The following is a 14,911-nucleotide window of genomic DNA, read 5'->3' on the forward strand; positions in this document are numbered from 1 at the left end:
GGGCCGCGCCGCCTGCCGGGACTCAGTCCGCGGCGACCGCCGTGTCGACGAGGTTCACGCGCTCGTTCGGCACGCAGTGCGTCATCTGGTGACCCTCGACGTCGCGCGGGCCGTTGTTGCCCAGGTTGTCCAGGCGCGCCTGCTCCTTCGGCCCCCAGCCCTGCGAGGCCAGCGGCTTCAGGTGCTTCACGTCGTCGACGCCCAGGCCGAGGCCCTCGCCCACGCGGTGGCCCAGCTCGTCGTCGCAGAGGAACAGGTGCCAGAGCATGCGCTCCTGGATCGGGCGGTCGCAGGCCGACAGGTTGCCGATCCAGTTGGCGACGAGCTCGTCCTTCTCCCACTGCTCGGACAGCTGGTAGCGCTCGCCGGCCTGGGTGTAGTCGTCCGTGCGCGCGATCCGCTTGCGCGTGAGGCGGCCGCGGATCTCGGGGCCCTGCTCGTCGTGCGTGGGGTACTCGGCCTCGCGCAGGCCGCCGGTGATGGACGGCTCGTAGTTCACGGACGGGTTCTCGCCGCCGCCGTCCACGTAGTACGCCATCTGGCCGTCGCGCTGGTTCGTGCGCACGCCGCCCTTGACGCCCTTGGGCTGGTTGACCGGCAGCTGCAGGTAGTTCGGGCCGACGCGGTAGCGCTGCGTGTCCGAGTACGAGAACGTGCGGCCGACGAGCATCTTGTCGTCCGAGAAGTCCAGGCCGTCGACGAGGACGCCGGTGCCGAACGCGATCTGCTCGCTCTCGGCGAAGAAGTTCTCGGGCTTGCGGTTGAGGACCATGCGGCCGACGGGCAGGACCGGGAACAGCTCCTCGGGCCACACCTTGGTGTCGTCGAGCGGGTCGAAGTCCAGCTCGGGGTGCTCGTGGTCGTCCATCATCTGGACGCGCAGCTCCCACGCCGGGAAGTCGCCGCGGTCGATCGCGTCGTACAGGTCCTTCGTGTGGACGCCGAGCTCGCGGCTCTGCGCCACGGCGCCGTCCGCCTCGGTCCAGGACTTCACGCCCTGCTCCGGGATCCAGTGGTACTTGATGAGCTTCGTCTCGCCCTGCGCGTTCACCCACTTGTAGGTGTTGACGCCGAAGCCCTGCTGGTGGCGGTAGCTCGCCGGCAGGCCGCGGGGGCTGAGGACCAGGTTGAACATGTGCAGCGACTCCGGCGTCTGGGACGCGAAGTCGAACACGCGGTTCGGCAGCTGGCGCTCGAACGTGACCGGGTCCGGCTTCTGCGAGTGGATGAAGTCCGGGAACTTGATCGCGTCGCGGATGAAGAAGACGCCCAGGTTGTTGCCGACGAGGTCCCAGTTGCCGTCCTCGGTGTAGAACTTCACCGCGAAGCCGCGCGGGTCGCGCGCCGCCTCGGACGAGTCGCGGCCGCCGGCGACGGTGGAGAAGCGCACCGCCACCTCGCACCGGCCGCCCTTCTGCAGGACCTTGGCGCGGGTGTACTTCTCGATCGGCTCGTCGCCGACCGTGCCGTAGGCCTCGAACTCGCCGAACGCGGTCGCGCCGCGGGCGTGCACCACGCGCTCGGGGATGCGCTCGCGGTCGAAGTGGCTGATCTTCTCGAGGAACTGGTAGTTCTCGAGCGTCGCCGGGCCACGCTCGCCGACGGTGCGCTGGTTCTGGTTGTCGTAGATCGGGTGACCCTGACGGTTGGTCAGGACCTCGCGGTCGTCGCCCTCGGCGGGCGGCTGGCTGGCGACGTCGGACATCTCTCGCTCCTGGGGTCGGTCGGCGTTGCGGCCCCGGACGGGGCCGTGGCGGCGCCCCGTTGTAGGGGCACCTTATTGCTACATCCTTGCAGCAATCGGCTCGCGCGGGGGTCGATCTGGTGAACGGCCCCGCGGGCGGCGGATCAGCCGCCGCCGACGCCGCGCACGACCGTGCCCGTGCCGGCGCACTCCGGGCACGCGCCGCCGTCGACGCGGCCGCTGCCGGCGCAGCGCGGGCAGACGTCCTCGCCGGTGCCGGGCGTGCCGGGCGGCGCCTCGTCGCCGGGGGCGGCGCCGGTCGGATCGGTCGGGTCCGTGGGGCTCATGGACGGCGCATACCCGAGGGCGGCGCGGCGCACACGCGGCCGCGCGGGACCGGGCCGGCCGCCGCAGAGCGCGATCGGTGGCGTCCCTTCCGGTGTCGCCGCCGGGACGACGCGGGGTCCGGCCCGCATACTTCGGGCCCATGGCCTCCACGCTCCGCCGCGCCGGCGACCGCGCGCAACGGGTCTCGACGCTCGAGCTCTTCTTCGACCTCGTCTTCGTCTTCGCGATCACCCAGACCTCGCACCTGCTGCTCGAGCACCTGACGTGGACGGGCGCCGCGCAGACGGCGCTCGTGCTGCTCGTGGTCTGGTGGTCGTGGAACTTCTCGACCTGGGCGATGAACGAGCTGGACCCCGAGCTGCCGCCGGTGCGGGTCCTGCTGCTGGTCCTCATGCTGCTGGGGCTGCTGATGGCGGTGGCGATCCCCGAGGCGTGGGGCGACCGGGCCCTGCTGTTCGCCGGCACCTACGTCGCGGTGCAGCTGCTGCGGCACGGGTTCATGACGTTCGTCGCGGCCGGCCCCGGCACGGTCGAGCGCGAGCGCGCGGGCCGCATCCTGGCCTGGTTCGCGGCCGCCGGCGTGCTGTGGGTCGCCGGGGCCCTGGCCGAGGGCAGCGCCCGCACGGTCCTGTGGTGCGTCGCCCTCGTCGTCGACCTGGGCGGTCCGCTGGCGCTCTACTGGCTGCCCGGCCGCGGGCGCTCCCCCGCCGCGGCGTGGGACGTCGGCGCCGCGCACTTCGCCGAGCGCTTCCAGCTGTTCGTGATCATCGCGCTGGGCGAGACGATCGTCCTGACGGGCGCGACGGCGGCCGAGCACGCGCTCGACCTCGCCGCGGTGACCGCCGTCGTCGTGGCGTTCGCGAGCACGGCGGCGCTCTGGTGGCTGTACTTCAGCTCGATCGCGGTGCTGACGGAGTCCCGCCTGCACGGGTCCGGCGACGACCGCACGACCGTGGCGCGGGACATCTTCACCTACCTGCACGCCGTGCTCGTGGCGGGCATCGTCGTCAGCGCGGTCGGCGACGAGGTGGTCCTGGCGCACCCGACCGAGGCCCTCGAGACGCCGGCGCTCGTCGCCACCGTCGCGGGCCCGATCCTCTACCTGCTGGCGCAGGACCTGATCCGCCTGCGCAACACCGGGACGCTCAGCCCGTCGCGGACGACCGCCATCGGCGCGTGCCTGGTGGTCGGCCTGCTCGGCACGGCGCTGCCCGCGCTCGCGGTCGGCGCGCTGCTCGTGGCGGTGCTCGTGGCGGTCGCGGGCTACGACGGCTGGCGGCGACGCCACCGGATGGGGCCGACGATGCGCGCGGCGCTCGCCCGCGAGGACTGACGCGCCCCTACGACGCGCCGCACCCGGCGTCGACGGGCAGGTCCTCGCGAGGCATCCGGCCGACCGCGGGGGGGGGCCGCGCCGACGCGCCGCCCTTCGGGTTGGCCAGCCAGCCAGTCGGCGCTACGCTGCCGCCCATGAGCCGCCGGGACCAGATCCGCATGAGCGACGACGAGGTCCTGGCCTTCCTGGACGAGGAGCGGACCGTGATCTGCGCGTCGCAGGGGCCCCGCGGCTGGCCGCACCTGATGCCGCTGTGGTTCGTCGTCCGCGACGGGCGCGTCTGGGCCTGGACGTTCGCGAAGTCGCAGAAGACGAAGAACCTGGAGCGCGACCCGCGCGCGACGCTGCAGGTCGAGGCGGGCGAGACGTACGACCAGCTGCGCGGCGTGATGCTCGAGTGCGAGGCGGTCATCCACCGCGACCTGGAGACGGTCGCGGGCGTGGGGACGGACGTGCTGCGGCGCTACACCCCGGGCCTGGCCGACGGCGCCCCGCTCCCGGAGGGTGCGCAGGGGATGGTCGAGGCGCAGGCGGCCAAGCGCGTGGCGTTCGAGTTCGTCGAGGTCCGCCGCGCGACCTGGGACCACCGGAAGCTCGCCGCCGGCGTGTACTGAGGGCGGCGCGCGGCGTCAGAGGTCCGAGAAGTCGCCGTGCCGCCCGCGGCCCGACGCGAAGCGCGTCGCCCCCTCGGCCGCCGTGTCGAGGACCTCCACGCCCCGCGCGAACTCCCGGCGCAGCGCCGCGTCCTCGTCCAGACCCTCGCCCTCCAGCGCCGACAGGCGGTCGGCGCGCAGCGTCGCCTGGGGGAAGCGGGCCAGCTCGTGGCCCAGCGCGACCGCGGCGTCGAGCGCGCCGCCCTCGGGGACCACCCGGTTCGCCAGGCCGATCCGGTGCGCCTCGTCCGCGGCGACGGGGCGGCCCGTGAGGATCAGGTCGAGCGCGTGGCTGCGGCCGACGATCCGCGGCAGGCGAACCGTCCCGCCGTCGATGAGAGGGACGCCCCAGCGGCGGCAGAAGACGCCGAAGACGGCCGTCTCCTCGACCACGCGCAGGTCGCACCAGCAGGCGAGCTCCAGGCCGCCGGCGACGGCGTGGCCGCTCACGGCGGCGATGACCGGCTTGCCCAGGTGCATGCGGCTCGGCCCCATCGGGCCGTCGCCGGTCGGCTCGGTGCGGTTGCCGCGGCCCTCGGCGAACGCCTTCAGGTCGGCGCCCGCGCAGAAGTGGCCGCCGGTCCCGTACAGGACGGCGACCGCCGCGTCGGGGTCGGCGTCGAACGCGCGGAACGCGTCGGCCAGCCGCTCGGCGGTCGGGCGGTCGACCGCGTTGCGGACGTCGGGCCGGTCGATCCCGATCGTCCAGACCGGGCCGTCGCGGTCGACGCGGACGGTGCTCATCGCCCGCCCCCGTCGTGGTCGGCCCACAGCGGGTCGCGGAGCGCGCGGCGCAGGACCTTGCCGACCGCGCTCTTCGGCAGGTCGTCGACGAGCTCGACGCGCTTGGGCACCTTGTAGCCGGCGACCCGTCCGCGGACGTGCGACCGCAGCGCTTCGGCGTCGACCTCGGCGCCCTGGCGGACCCGGACGAACGCCGTGACCGCCTCGACCCACGTGGGATCGGGGCCGCCGACCACCGCCGCCTCGACGACGTCGGGATGCGCGACGAGCGCCTCCTCGACCTCGCGCGGGTACACGTTGTAGCCGCCGGTGACGATCATGTCGCTCGTCCGGTCCTCCAGGTGCAGGAAGCCGCGCTCGTCGCGGCGTCCGAGGTCGCGGGTGCGCATGAAGCCGTCCGGCATGCGGACCGCCGCGTCCAGCTCCGGCGCGTCCAGGTAGCCCGCGTGGACGATCGGTCCGCGGACCGCGATCTCGCCGACCTCGCCGTCGGCGACGTCGCGCCCGTCCGCGTCGACGAGGCGCAGCTCGACGTCGACGGCCGGCTGGCCGGCCGCGCCGTAGGGCACGTCGTCGCCGACGTGGTCCTCCGCGTCGAGGACCGCCAGGCAGAGCGGTGCCTCGGTCTGCCCGTAGTACTGGGTGAGGATCGGGCCCCACGTCGCGAGGGCGCGCTCGAGCGTGGCCCGGGGCATCGGTGACGCGCCGTAGACCATCGAGCGCAGCCGCCCGAGGTCGGCGTCGCCGCCGCGCTCGAGCAGCATCGTGATCATCGTCGGCACCAGGTTGGCGTGGGTCGCGCCCGTCGCCCGGACCTGCTCCAGGTACGCGTCGGGGTCCAAGCCGTCGAGCACGACCGCCCGGGCACCGCGGAGCCAGAACGGCAGGACGAACGTGCCGCTCGCGTGGATGAGCGACGCGGCGTGCAGCATCGCGTCGTCGCGCCCGGGCGAGACGAGGTTGGCGAGGATGTTGGCGCAGACCGCGGCGTAGGTCGCCTGGGTGTGCTGGGCGGCCTTCAGCGTCCCCGTCGTCCCCGACGTGAAGAGGGCCAGGACGACGTCGTCGGGCGTCGCGGCGAGCAACGGATCCCGCGCCGACCCGTCCTGGGCGCGCACCAGCAGGTCGGGGTGGCCGTGCGGCGCCGGGCCGACGCTCAGCCCGTCGACGGCGTCGGCGGCCGCGAGGAGCTCGGCGGCCCGGTCGGCGAGCGAGGAGGTGTAGAGCAGGACGGTCGCGCCGGACTCCGCCAGCATGCGGGCGTGCTCGGACGACGACAGCCGGGCGTTCAGCGGCACGCGGGTCGCGCGCGCCTTCAGGCACGCGAAGTCGATCGACAGCGAGTACGGGCCGTTGTCGGCCAGGATGGCCACCCGCGTGCCCGGCCGGACGCCGCCGGCGATGAGCGCGTTGGCCATGCGGCTGGCGAGCCCGTCCACGTCGGCGAAGCTCAGCGTCCGGTCGCGGTAGGTCAGCGCGGGGCGGGCGCCCCACCGGCGTGCGCCGGCGCGGACGAGGTCGACGGTCAGCATCCGCGGGGCTCCCGGGCGCCGCCATCGGCCGCGCCGCCGGATCCGGCCGCGAGCGGCACGCGTTCGTCGTTCTGCTGCCCCGTCATGGCCGGAGTCCTACCGGACCCGACCGCAAACCGTCAACCCTGACTGTTTGGTGGTCCGTCCCCGGAGAGGAGGGCCCGAAGCGCGGCCTCCAGCCCCGCCGGGGGGCGTGCGTCGCGGTCCGCGTCGGTGCGGAGGATCGAGGTCAGCGCGTGTCCGCGCAGCGCCACGAGCGTCAGCTCGCACGCGGCGTCGAGCGGCGCGGACGCCCCGGCCGCGGGGCCGAACAGCGCTCGCAGCACCCGGCGCAGCTCCCGCCCGACGCCGCGCTCGTGGCGCAGCAGGACCGCGTGGAGCGCCGGATCGGTGCGCGCGGCCAGCCACAGCTCCAGGCCGGCGAGGAACAGCGGCCCGGAATGGGTGCGCAGCAGCACCGCCAGCGCGGCCGAGACGCGGTCGCCGTCCTCGTCCAGGGTGGCCGCGGCCGCCCGCAGCGCCGCGGCCTGTTCCGCGGCGATGTGGGCGATGGCGGCGACCACCAGGTCGGCGCGCGAGGGGAAGTGGTGCAGGAGCGCGCCGCGAGAGACGCCGGCGCGGCGCCGGACGGCCTCCGTCGTCGTCTCCGCGTAGCCCACGTCGACGAGGAGCTCGACCGTCGTCTCGATCAGCCGGGCGCGGGTGGCCTCGCCTCGCGGCGAGCGGGCGGACCCCTCGGGCATCAGCGTGGTGCCCCCGGGCGGCGGCCGCCAGGGGCGGCGGGCGTTCGGCGTGTTCGGCGGACCGCGACCGGGCGAGCCGGCCCGGCGACGTCAGGGGCGGCGCGACGGCGCATCGCCCGATTCTGGCGGACCGGCCGGGCGCGCCGTCACGCGCGGTGCGCCGCGGTCCAGGGCACGGTCGGCGCCGTCGGCGCGCCGCCGACCGGCGGCCGGGCCGGGACGCCCGGCGCGACCCGGGCCGGCGGCGCGTCGTCGCCGGTCGACGCCGCCGGACGCCGGACGACGTCCCCGACCGCGACGGCCGTCACCACCATCCCGACCACCGCCAGGGGGTGCGGCGCCTGCCCCAGGAGCGCGAACGACAGCAGCGTCGTCGCGGCGGGGACCACGAGCAGCAGCGCCGACACCGTGCTGACGTGGTGGAGGGTCAGCAGGTGGGCCATGAGCACGGCGATGCCGACCGACAGGGGCCAGGCGAGCCACGCCACGCTCCACGCCAGCGGCGCCGACGCGTGCAGGTGCAGCCCGCCGGCGGCGGCGGTGATCGGCACCGTCACGAGCGCCGCCGTCCCGACCTGCACGGCGGCCGACACGCGCGGGTCGACGGGCGGGGCGCCCCGCTGCAGCACCGTCCCCGCCACCAGGCCGAGCGTCCCCAGCACGGTCAGCCCGACGCCCAGCCCGACGCGCGCGTCGCCGAGCTCCGGCGCCACGCTGACGGCGACGCCGAGCGCGCCGACGGTCAGCGCCGCCCACGTGCGGCGGCCCGGGCGCTCCAGTCCCAGCCGGGCCGCGACCGCGGTCGAGGCGAGCGGCGACAGGCCCAGCATCACGAGCGCCGACAGGGCGGGCGGGACGCCGAGGGCCAGCCCCGAGTAGGCGCCCGCGAACTGCACGGCCTGCGTCGCCAGGCCGATCAGCGCCAGCCGGCGGAACGGCGCGCGCCGCCATCCGGGCACGCGCAGGGCCAGCGGCACGGCGAGGAGCGTCGCCAGGACGAAGCGCAGGCTGAGCAGCGCGAACGGCCCGGCCGCGCCGACGCCGACGGCGCCGACCACGTAGCCGGAGCTCCAGAGCAGGACGAACAGGACGGGTGCGGTCAGGGACACGCCACCGAGGGTGCGGCCGCCGGGCCGCGGCGACCATCGCCGCGCGCCGGCGACCCATCGCGGTTCGTGATGGGTCGCTTCCCCCGGGCGCCGCGCGCTGGCAGCATCCGCGGCATGGACCTGGACCTGGCGCACGTGCGGTCGTTCCTGGCCGTCGTCGACTTCGGCGGCGTCGGGCGCGCCGCCGAGGCGCTGCACCTGAGCCAGCCGGCCGTGTCCGGGCACGTGCGCCGGCTCGAGACCCGGCTCGGCGGCCCGCTGCTCGAGCGGGCCGGCCGCGGCGTCGCCGTCACGCCCCGCGGCGAGGTCGCCGCCCGCGAGCTGCGCGACCTGCTCGCCGTCCACGACCGGGCGCTGACGCGGCTGACCCGCGAGGACCCCGGGCGCGCGCCGTTCGTCCTGGGCACCGTCGAGCACGTCGTCGACCCGGTCCTGCCCGACCTGCTCGCTGAGCTGCGGGCCCGCACCGGGGATCGGCCCGTCCAGCTGCGCGTCGACCGCTCCGGCCCGCTGCGGCGGCGGCTGCTCGACGGCGAGCTGGACGCCGCCATCGTCATGGACCCGGGCGAGGTGGACGGCGCGGTCGAGCTCGGCACCGTGCCGCTGGCCTGGTACGCGGGCGGCGCGCTGGCCCGGCCCGGCGCGGTGTTCCCCGATCCCCTGCCGGTCGTGGCGTACGACCCGCCGTGCACGATGCGCGACCTGGGCCTGGAGCACCTGCGCCGGGCCGGGCGGCGCACCGAGATCACGGCCGAGAGCCCGCACCTGTCGGGCGTGCGCTCGGCCGTGCGCGCGGGCCTGGGCGTGGCGCTGCTCTCCGGGGCGGCCGAGGGACTGGTGCCGCTGACCGGCGCGCCCTTCGACGGGCCGGACGCGACGCGGCTGTGGCTCGTCGCGCGCGAGGACACCGCTGCGGTCCTCGACGGATTCCGGCGGGCGGTCTGGCGCCGCACCGCCGCCGTCACCCGCGCCCGGCGTGCGTCCGCCGCGGCCTGAACGCTCCGGCGGCCGCCTGCACGCTCTCGGTCGTCCGTCCGCGGCGCGGCGGCCCGCCGCTAGTCTCCGCCCCCTATGGCGGACCTCAAGGGCCTGATCCTCTCGGGCGGTCGCGGCACGCGGCTGCGCCCGATCACGTACACGTCGGCCAAGCAGCTCGTCCCCGTGGCGAACCGGCCGGTGCTGTTCTACGGGATCGAGGCGATGGTCGAGGCGGGAATCACCGAGATCGGGATCATCCTCAACCCCGAGACGGGCGGCGAGATCCGCAAGGTCGCCGGCGACGGCTCGCAGTTCGGCGAGGGCGTGCGGATCACGTACATCGACCAGAGCTCGCCGGCCGGCCTGGCGCACGCGGTGCTGACGGCCGAGGAGTTCCTGGGCGACTCGTCGTTCGTGATGTACCTGGGTGACAACCTGCTGCAGGGCGGCATCCAGGAGCTCGTCGCGGAGTTCACGCAGAACGCGCCCGACGCGATGATCCTGCTGCAGCCCGTGGACGACCCGAAGAGCTACGGCGTCGCCGAGCTGCACGAGGGCCGCGTCACGCGCCTGGTCGAGAAGCCCGCCGAGCCGCAGTCCGACCTGGCGCTCGTCGGCGTCTACCTGTTCACGAAGCGCATCCTCGAGGCCGCGAAGGCGATCGAGCCGTCCGCGCGCGGCGAGCTGGAGATCACGGACGCGATCCAGTGGCAGGTCGACCAGGGCGACCGCGTCGAGCCGCACGTCGTGCACGGCTGGTGGAAGGACACCGGCAAGCTCGCCGACATGCTCGAGGCCAACCGCCTGATCCTCGACGTCGTCGAGCGGCGCGTGGAGGGGCACGTCGACGCGGACTCGCAGATCGACGGCCGCGTCGTGATCGAGGAGGGCGCCCGCATCGAGCGCTCCGTCGTCCGCGGGCCGGTCGTCATCGGCAAGGACGCGCGGATCACCGACTCGTACGTCGGCCCGTACTCCGCGATCGCCACCGGCGCGGTCGTCGAGCGGTCCGAGGTGGAGCACTCCATCCTGCTCGAGCGCGCGCAGCTCATCGGGCTGGAGGGCCGCATCGAGTCCTCGCTCCTGGGTCGCAACGTCGTCGTGCGCCGCGGCGAGCGCACCCCGCGCGCCTACCGCTTCATGGTCGGCGACGACGCCGAGATCGAGATCCTCTAGGGGCGTCGGAGCCGACGCACATGGGCTTCTCGCAGCAGCGCAACGTCCAGCGGCTCGGGCCGAACATGGTCATCCGGCCGAACAAGAACGCCCTGGACCGGGACGACGTCCAGCGGGCCGAGGCCGAGCGTCAGCAGCGCCGGCTCGTCGTCGTGGGGGCGAACGGGATGCTGGGGCACCGGGTGGTCGACGTCGGCCGCGTGCACGGCTGGGACGTGGTGAGCGCCACGCGCGAGGCGTTCGACCTGACCGACCTGGGCAGCGTCACGGCGTACCTGGAGCGCGTCTCGCCGACCGCGGTGATCAACTGCGCCGCCTGGACCGACGTCGACGGCGCCGAGGAGCGCGAGGCCGACGCGCTGGCCGTCAACGGCACCGGCGCCGGCAACCTGGCGAAGGCGACGGCCGCCCTCGGCGCCCGCCTGGTCCACGTCTCGACGGACTACGTCTTCGCCGGCGACGCCGACGCGCCGTACGCCGAGGACGCGCCGGTCGACCCGCAGGGCGCCTACGGCCGCACGAAGCTCGCCGGCGAGCGCGAGATCGCGCAGCACAACCCCGACCACGTCGTCTGCCGCACCGCGTGGCTGTTCGGCGAGGGCGGCGGCAACTTCGTCGACACCATGCTGCGCCTGTCCGAGGGCCGCGACGAGGTCACCGTCGTCGACGACCAGACCGGCAGCCCGACCTGGACCGGGCACCTGGCCCCGGTGCTCGTCGCGCTCGCGGGCAGCGAGGTCCGCGGAGTCGCGCACACGGCGGGGAGCGGGCAGGTGACGTGGTGCGGCCTGGCGGCGGAGACCTTCCGCCTGGCGGGCGTGGCGACCCGCGCGACGCCGGTGACGTCGGACGCCTTCCCGCGCCCCGCGAAGCGCCCGGCGTGGAGCGTGCTGGCGAACACCCGCGGCGACGTGCCGTCGCTGCCGGACTGGCGCGAGGGCGTTCGCGCGCACCTGGCCGAGGTCGGCCGGCTCGCCCCCGAGGCCTAGGGGCGGCCGGCGCGCAGCTCGTCGGCCAGGGCACGGATGCGGTCGCGGGAGCGCGCCCAGCCCTTCACGTGCTCCTCGCGGTCCAGCTCCCAGCCGAACCAGCGGCGGTCGCGCGGGCGCGCCCACACCTCGATCGTCCAGCCGAAGCCGAGCCAGCCGGCGGCCAGGCGCAGCAGCACGACGACCGGCAGCAGCACGACGAGCAGGACCAGCTCCGCGAGCAGCACCGTCAGGACGATGAGCGCCGGGATCGCCAGGATCAGCAGGAAGAGCCCGATGATGATGCTGATCGGGTCGTCCCCCAGCGACACGTCCGGGCCGACGTCGGGGACCTCGCGGATCCTGCGCCGCCACGGCAGCCAGCGGCGGCGCACCCGCCACGTCCGTCCCGCCTGGTCCTCGACCCTCACGCTCCCGCCCTCCGCATGGCGGCGATCCTACGGCCGGGCGCTCGGGCGGACCGGCGGGCTGGACGTCTCGTCGTCCTCGGCGCGGCCCGGACCCGGACGGGCGGGGGTGCCGCGTGCCGATCCGCGCCCGGTCCCGTAGGGTTTCGCCCCGTATGAAGCTGCTCGTCTGTGGTGGTGCGGGGTTCATCGGGTCCGCGTTCGTGCGCCAGCGCGTCGCGGCCGGGGACGACGTCCGCGTCTTCGATGCCCTGACCTACGCGGGGCGCCGCGAGAACGTCGAGGACCTCGGCGTCGACCTGGTCGTCGGCCGCATCGAGGATCCCGACGCGGTCGAGCTGGCCGCCCAGGGCGTCGACGCGATCGTCAACTTCGCGGCCGAGACGCACGTCGACCGCTCGATCCTCGACGCGCAGGCGTTCGTGCGCACCAACGCGCTGGGCACCTTCACGCTCGTCGAGGAGGCCCGCCGGCGCGGCGTCCGCTACGTCCAGGTCTCCACGGACGAGGTCTACGGCTCGATCGTCGACGGCGCGTTCACCGAGGAGCACCCGCTCGAGCCGTCCTCGCCGTACTCGGCGTCGAAGGCCGGCGCCGACCTGATGGTCCTCGCCACGCACCACACCTACGGGCAGGACGTCGTCATCGCCCGCGGGTCCAACTGCTACGGCCCGCGCCAGTTCCCCGAGAAGCTCATCCCCGTGATGACGCTCAACGCGCTGCACGGCGGTCCGCTGCCGGTCTACGGCGCCGGCGACCAGGTCCGCACGTGGCTGCACGTCGACGACTTCGCCTCCGGCATCCACGCCGCGCTGACCCACGGCGAGGCCGGCCAGGCCTACAACGTCGGCGGGGCCAAGGAGAAGGTCAACATCGACGTCGTCCGGCGGATCATCGCGCTGACCGGCGCGTCCGAGGACCAGATCAAGCACGTCGAGGACCGGCTGGGCCACGACTTCCGCTACGCGCTGGACTCCTCCAAGCTCGAGGCGCTCGCGGGCTGGAAGCCGCGCGTGGACTTCGACGAGGGCGGCCTGGAGTCGACCGTCCACTGGTACCGCGACCACGAGTGGTGGTGGAAGCCGCTCGTCGAGACCGACGAGTACAAGGCGTACTACCGCCGCGTCTACGGCCAGGACCACGCCTTCACGGCCAAGGGCTGAGCGGGCGGCGCCGCCCGTCGCGGCGCCGGGATCCCGGGGCCGCGCGGCGCCTGGGCCGCGCGCGGTTCGCGCTGCGGCGGAGGGCGCCGCGGGAGGGCGGGCGCGGCCGGCGCGCCCGCGGTTCAGCGGCTCTTCGCCCCCGGGCGGCCCGGGGTGGTGCCGTCGTACTTCCAGGTGTTGCCCTCGCGGACGAGCTTGAGCGTGTCCGTGCGCTCCTCGTCCTTCGCCAGCTTCACCTTCGCCTGGACCGTGGCGACGTCGCCCTGGATCTGCACGTCCTGCACGCTCATGCCGATCGGGTCGGCGTCGTCCAGGGCACGGGCCGCGTTCTTCTCGCAGCCGCCGTCGCGGCTCAGCGCGGCGACCAGGCGCTTGGACAGCAGCGTCTTGCAGACGTTGCCGGCGCCCGTGTCGTCGTTCTGCTGGTCGGCGTAGGCGTCGTCCAGGTCGTGGACCGTGTTGGCGACGCGGGCGGCCTCGCCCTGGAACTCCTTGTCGTCCGACGCGCTGCTCCCCGCGGTGGAGGCGCAGCCGGTGGCCCCCAGGGCCGCGATCGTGCCGGAGACGGCGAGCAGGGCCAGGCGGGAGCGAGCGGCGATCACGGGGCTCAACGGTACCGTAGGGCCGGTGGACAGGGGCCTCGCCGAGCACGAGCGACGGGTGACGGAGTGCCGGGCGTGCCCGCGCCTGGTCACGTGGCGGGAGGAGGTCGCGCGGACGAAGCGCGCCGCCTTCCGCGACGAGGAGTACTGGGGCCGGCCGGTGCCCGCGTTCGGCGATCCGCTCGCGCGGGTGCTGCTCGTCGGCCTGGCCCCCGCCGCGCACGGCGCCAACCGCACGGGGCGGATGTTCACCGGCGACCGCTCGGGCGACTTCCTGTACGCCGCGCTGCACCGGACCGGCTTCGCCAACCAGCCGTGGGCGAACCGGCCCGGCGACGGCCTGCAGCTGACGGACTGCTGGATCACCGCCGTCGTCCGCTGCGCCCCGCCGGCGAACAAGCCGACGACGGAGGAGCGCGACACGTGCCTGCCGTGGACGGCCGCCGAGCTGGACCTGCTGCCCAACGTGCGCGTCGTCGTCTGCCTGGGCCAGTTCGGCTGGGACGGCGCGCTGCGGCTGCTGGCGGCGCGCGGCGTGCCGATCCCGCGGCCGCGGCCGAAGTTCGGCCACGGCGCGGAGTACGACCTGGGCGCCGTGCACCTGCTCGGCACGTTCCACCCCAGCCAGCAGAACACCTTCACGGGGCGCCTGACGCCGCCGATGCTCGACGCCGTGCTGGGGCGGGCGCGGGAGCTGGCCGGCGCCGGGGAGTAGGCCGGGTTCCCGGGGCGGGAGCGGCTCCGGGGGCGGGGAGGGATCGTTCGGCACCCGGGGCCAGACCCCGGTGCGGACGCGCGCCGGCGCCTAGGCGGGGCCGAGCGGGCGGACGATGCGGCGGACCAGGTCGTCCCAGCCGGCGCGGATGCGGTCGCAGCTGAAGCCGCGGCCCTGCTCCAGGTGCTGCGCGAGCGCCGTGTCCAGGTAGGCCAGGAGCGTCTCGGTCAGCAGGTCGACGTCGCCGTCGACGCCCGCCTCGCGCAGGAGCGTGGACACGTGCATGACGAGCACGCCGCGGGCCGGCACGTCGAAGCGCCGCATCCGGTCCTCGGCGGCGAGCAGGATGTCGCGGTGCTCGGCCGTGTGGCGCAGGCGCTCGTGGCCGAAGGCGATCAGCCGCTCGACGGGCGGCGCGCCGGGGCCCAGCGGCGGCGGCCCGAACATGAACGCCTCCTGGCTGCCCCGCTCGGCCTGGTCCAGCAGCGCGATCATCAGGCCGACGCGGTCGCCGAAGCGCCGGAAGACCGTCCCCTTGCCGACCTCGGCCGCCGCGGCGACGGCCTCCATCGTCACGCAGTCCGCGCCCTGCTCGGCGACGAGGCGCGCGGCGGCGTCGAGCAGGCGCCGGCGGTTGCGCGCGGCGTCGGCGCGTTCGCGCTCCGGCCCGGCCGCCATCGGCAGCGTCGCCGTGGGCAACGGCGTCAGGGGTGATGAGGAGGAGCCCACGGA

16 protein-coding genes are annotated in these 14,911 nt (G+C 75.2%); 7 read left to right on the forward strand and 9 right to left on the reverse strand.

Annotated features, from left to right (window positions below):
* Positions 1 to 22: 22 nt before the first annotated feature.
* Together J3P29_RS01445 and J3P29_RS01450 are read right to left on the reverse strand one after the other, a co-directional pair.
* Positions 23 to 1,705 (reverse strand): catalase, encoded by a 1,683-nt coding sequence (locus J3P29_RS01445; protein ID WP_210491216.1) that lies wholly within the window; start codon positions 1,703 to 1,705, stop codon positions 23 to 25.
* A 143-nt stretch (positions 1,706 to 1,848) separates the two neighbouring features.
* On the reverse strand, positions 1,849 to 2,031 hold the full coding sequence (locus J3P29_RS01450) for a hypothetical protein (RefSeq protein WP_210491217.1): 183 nt from the start codon (positions 2,029 to 2,031) through the stop codon (positions 1,849 to 1,851).
* A gap of 140 nt (positions 2,032 to 2,171) precedes the next feature.
* Between J3P29_RS01450 and J3P29_RS01455 the strand changes: the two genes are divergently transcribed.
* Positions 2,172 to 3,365 (forward strand): low temperature requirement protein A, encoded by a 1,194-nt coding sequence (locus J3P29_RS01455; RefSeq protein ID WP_210491218.1) that lies wholly within the window; start codon positions 2,172 to 2,174, stop codon positions 3,363 to 3,365.
* A gap of 137 nt (positions 3,366 to 3,502) precedes the next feature.
* Entirely contained in the window at positions 3,503 to 3,982 is a 480-nt protein-coding gene (locus J3P29_RS01460; RefSeq protein ID WP_210491219.1) for a pyridoxamine 5'-phosphate oxidase family protein, read from the forward strand.
* 15 nt (positions 3,983 to 3,997) lie between these two features.
* Here J3P29_RS01460 and J3P29_RS01465 read toward each other — a convergent pair whose 3' ends face one another.
* The 4 genes from J3P29_RS01465 to J3P29_RS01480 form a co-directional block, all read right to left on the reverse strand.
* Positions 3,998 to 4,765 (reverse strand): crotonase/enoyl-CoA hydratase family protein, encoded by a 768-nt coding sequence (locus tag J3P29_RS01465; RefSeq protein WP_210491221.1) that lies wholly within the window; start codon positions 4,763 to 4,765, stop codon positions 3,998 to 4,000.
* Positions 4,762 to 6,297 carry an AMP-binding protein gene (locus tag J3P29_RS01470; protein ID WP_210491222.1) on the reverse strand — a complete coding sequence of 512 codons (1,536 nt, stop codon included), beginning with the start codon at positions 6,295 to 6,297 and terminating at the stop codon, positions 4,762 to 4,764. The genes J3P29_RS01465 and J3P29_RS01470 overlap by 4 nt, the downstream gene beginning before the upstream one ends.
* Before the next feature lie 119 nt (positions 6,298 to 6,416).
* The gene (locus tag J3P29_RS01475) at positions 6,417 to 7,040 is read right to left on the reverse strand and encodes a TetR/AcrR family transcriptional regulator (RefSeq protein WP_210491223.1); all 624 of its coding nucleotides are present in this window, start codon (positions 7,038 to 7,040) and stop codon (positions 6,417 to 6,419) included.
* Between the two features lie 146 nt (positions 7,041 to 7,186).
* The gene (locus J3P29_RS01480) at positions 7,187 to 8,149 is read right to left on the reverse strand and encodes a DMT family transporter (RefSeq protein WP_210491224.1); all 963 of its coding nucleotides are present in this window, start codon (positions 8,147 to 8,149) and stop codon (positions 7,187 to 7,189) included.
* A 114-nt stretch (positions 8,150 to 8,263) separates the two neighbouring features.
* Here J3P29_RS01480 and J3P29_RS01485 point away from each other — a divergent pair, with 114 nt between their 5' ends.
* From J3P29_RS01485 to rfbD, 3 genes are all read left to right on the forward strand, one after another.
* The gene (locus tag J3P29_RS01485; protein ID WP_210491225.1) at positions 8,264 to 9,145 is read left to right on the forward strand and encodes a LysR family transcriptional regulator; all 882 of its coding nucleotides are present in this window, start codon (positions 8,264 to 8,266) and stop codon (positions 9,143 to 9,145) included.
* 75 nt (positions 9,146 to 9,220) lie between these two features.
* The gene (locus tag J3P29_RS01490; RefSeq protein WP_210491226.1) at positions 9,221 to 10,303 is read left to right on the forward strand and encodes a glucose-1-phosphate thymidylyltransferase; all 1,083 of its coding nucleotides are present in this window, start codon (positions 9,221 to 9,223) and stop codon (positions 10,301 to 10,303) included.
* Between the two features lie 20 nt (positions 10,304 to 10,323).
* The gene (rfbD, locus tag J3P29_RS01495) at positions 10,324 to 11,292 is read left to right on the forward strand and encodes a dTDP-4-dehydrorhamnose reductase (protein ID WP_210491227.1); all 969 of its coding nucleotides are present in this window, start codon (positions 10,324 to 10,326) and stop codon (positions 11,290 to 11,292) included.
* Here rfbD and J3P29_RS01500 read toward each other — a convergent pair.
* Positions 11,289 to 11,702 (reverse strand): hypothetical protein, encoded by a 414-nt coding sequence (locus tag J3P29_RS01500; protein ID WP_210491229.1) that lies wholly within the window; start codon positions 11,700 to 11,702, stop codon positions 11,289 to 11,291. The genes rfbD and J3P29_RS01500 overlap by 4 nt on opposite strands.
* Positions 11,703 to 11,854: 152 nt before the next feature.
* On the opposite strand from J3P29_RS01500, the gene rfbB reads away from it, so the two are divergent.
* The gene (gene rfbB, locus J3P29_RS01505) at positions 11,855 to 12,862 is read left to right on the forward strand and encodes a dTDP-glucose 4,6-dehydratase (RefSeq protein ID WP_210491230.1); all 1,008 of its coding nucleotides are present in this window, start codon (positions 11,855 to 11,857) and stop codon (positions 12,860 to 12,862) included.
* Positions 12,863 to 12,984: 122 nt separating this feature from the next.
* Here the strand turns inward: rfbB and J3P29_RS01510 are convergent, their stop codons facing one another.
* Entirely contained in the window at positions 12,985 to 13,464 is a 480-nt protein-coding gene (locus J3P29_RS01510) for a nuclear transport factor 2 family protein (RefSeq protein ID WP_210491231.1), read from the reverse strand.
* A 25-nt stretch (positions 13,465 to 13,489) separates the two neighbouring features.
* On the opposite strand from J3P29_RS01510, the gene J3P29_RS01515 reads away from it, so the two are divergent.
* A complete protein-coding gene (locus tag J3P29_RS01515) occupies positions 13,490 to 14,179 on the forward strand; it encodes a uracil-DNA glycosylase (RefSeq protein WP_210491232.1) in 690 nt (229 codons plus the stop codon).
* A 90-nt stretch (positions 14,180 to 14,269) separates the two neighbouring features.
* On the opposite strand, the gene J3P29_RS01520 is transcribed toward J3P29_RS01515, so the two are convergent.
* Positions 14,270 to 14,857 carry a TetR family transcriptional regulator gene (locus tag J3P29_RS01520; protein WP_210492960.1) on the reverse strand — a complete coding sequence of 196 codons (588 nt, stop codon included), beginning with the start codon at positions 14,855 to 14,857 and terminating at the stop codon, positions 14,270 to 14,272.
* Positions 14,858 to 14,911 lie beyond the last annotated feature (54 nt).

This window comes from Patulibacter sp. SYSU D01012, from assembly GCF_017916475.1.
Taxonomy (GTDB): domain Bacteria; phylum Actinomycetota; class Thermoleophilia; order Solirubrobacterales; family Solirubrobacteraceae; genus Patulibacter.

Bases quoted from the DNA above. Each gene is read 5' to 3' on its own strand.
- J3P29_RS01485 (WP_210491225.1), top strand. From the start codon at position 8,264: ATGGACCTGGACCTGGCGCACGTGCGGTCGTTCCTGGCCGTCGTCGAC.
- J3P29_RS01445 (WP_210491216.1), bottom strand. From the start codon at position 1,705: ATGTCCGACGTCGCCAGCCAGCCGCCCGCCGAGGGCGACGACCGCGAG.
- J3P29_RS01490 (WP_210491226.1), top strand. From the start codon at position 9,221: ATGGCGGACCTCAAGGGCCTGATCCTCTCGGGCGGTCGCGGCACGCGG.
- J3P29_RS01470 (WP_210491222.1), bottom strand. From the start codon at position 6,297: ATGCTGACCGTCGACCTCGTCCGCGCCGGCGCACGCCGGTGGGGCGCC.
- J3P29_RS01450 (WP_210491217.1), bottom strand. From the start codon at position 2,031: ATGAGCCCCACGGACCCGACCGATCCGACCGGCGCCGCCCCCGGCGAC.
- rfbB (WP_210491230.1), top strand. From the start codon at position 11,855: ATGAAGCTGCTCGTCTGTGGTGGTGCGGGGTTCATCGGGTCCGCGTTC.
- J3P29_RS01475 (WP_210491223.1), bottom strand. From the start codon at position 7,040: ATGCCCGAGGGGTCCGCCCGCTCGCCGCGAGGCGAGGCCACCCGCGCC.
- J3P29_RS01520 (WP_210492960.1), bottom strand. From the start codon at position 14,857: ATGGCGGCCGGGCCGGAGCGCGAACGCGCCGACGCCGCGCGCAACCGC.
- J3P29_RS01460 (WP_210491219.1), top strand. From the start codon at position 3,503: ATGAGCCGCCGGGACCAGATCCGCATGAGCGACGACGAGGTCCTGGCC.
- J3P29_RS01465 (WP_210491221.1), bottom strand. From the start codon at position 4,765: ATGAGCACCGTCCGCGTCGACCGCGACGGCCCGGTCTGGACGATCGGG.
- rfbD (WP_210491227.1), top strand. From the start codon at position 10,324: ATGGGCTTCTCGCAGCAGCGCAACGTCCAGCGGCTCGGGCCGAACATG.
- J3P29_RS01455 (WP_210491218.1), top strand. From the start codon at position 2,172: ATGGCCTCCACGCTCCGCCGCGCCGGCGACCGCGCGCAACGGGTCTCG.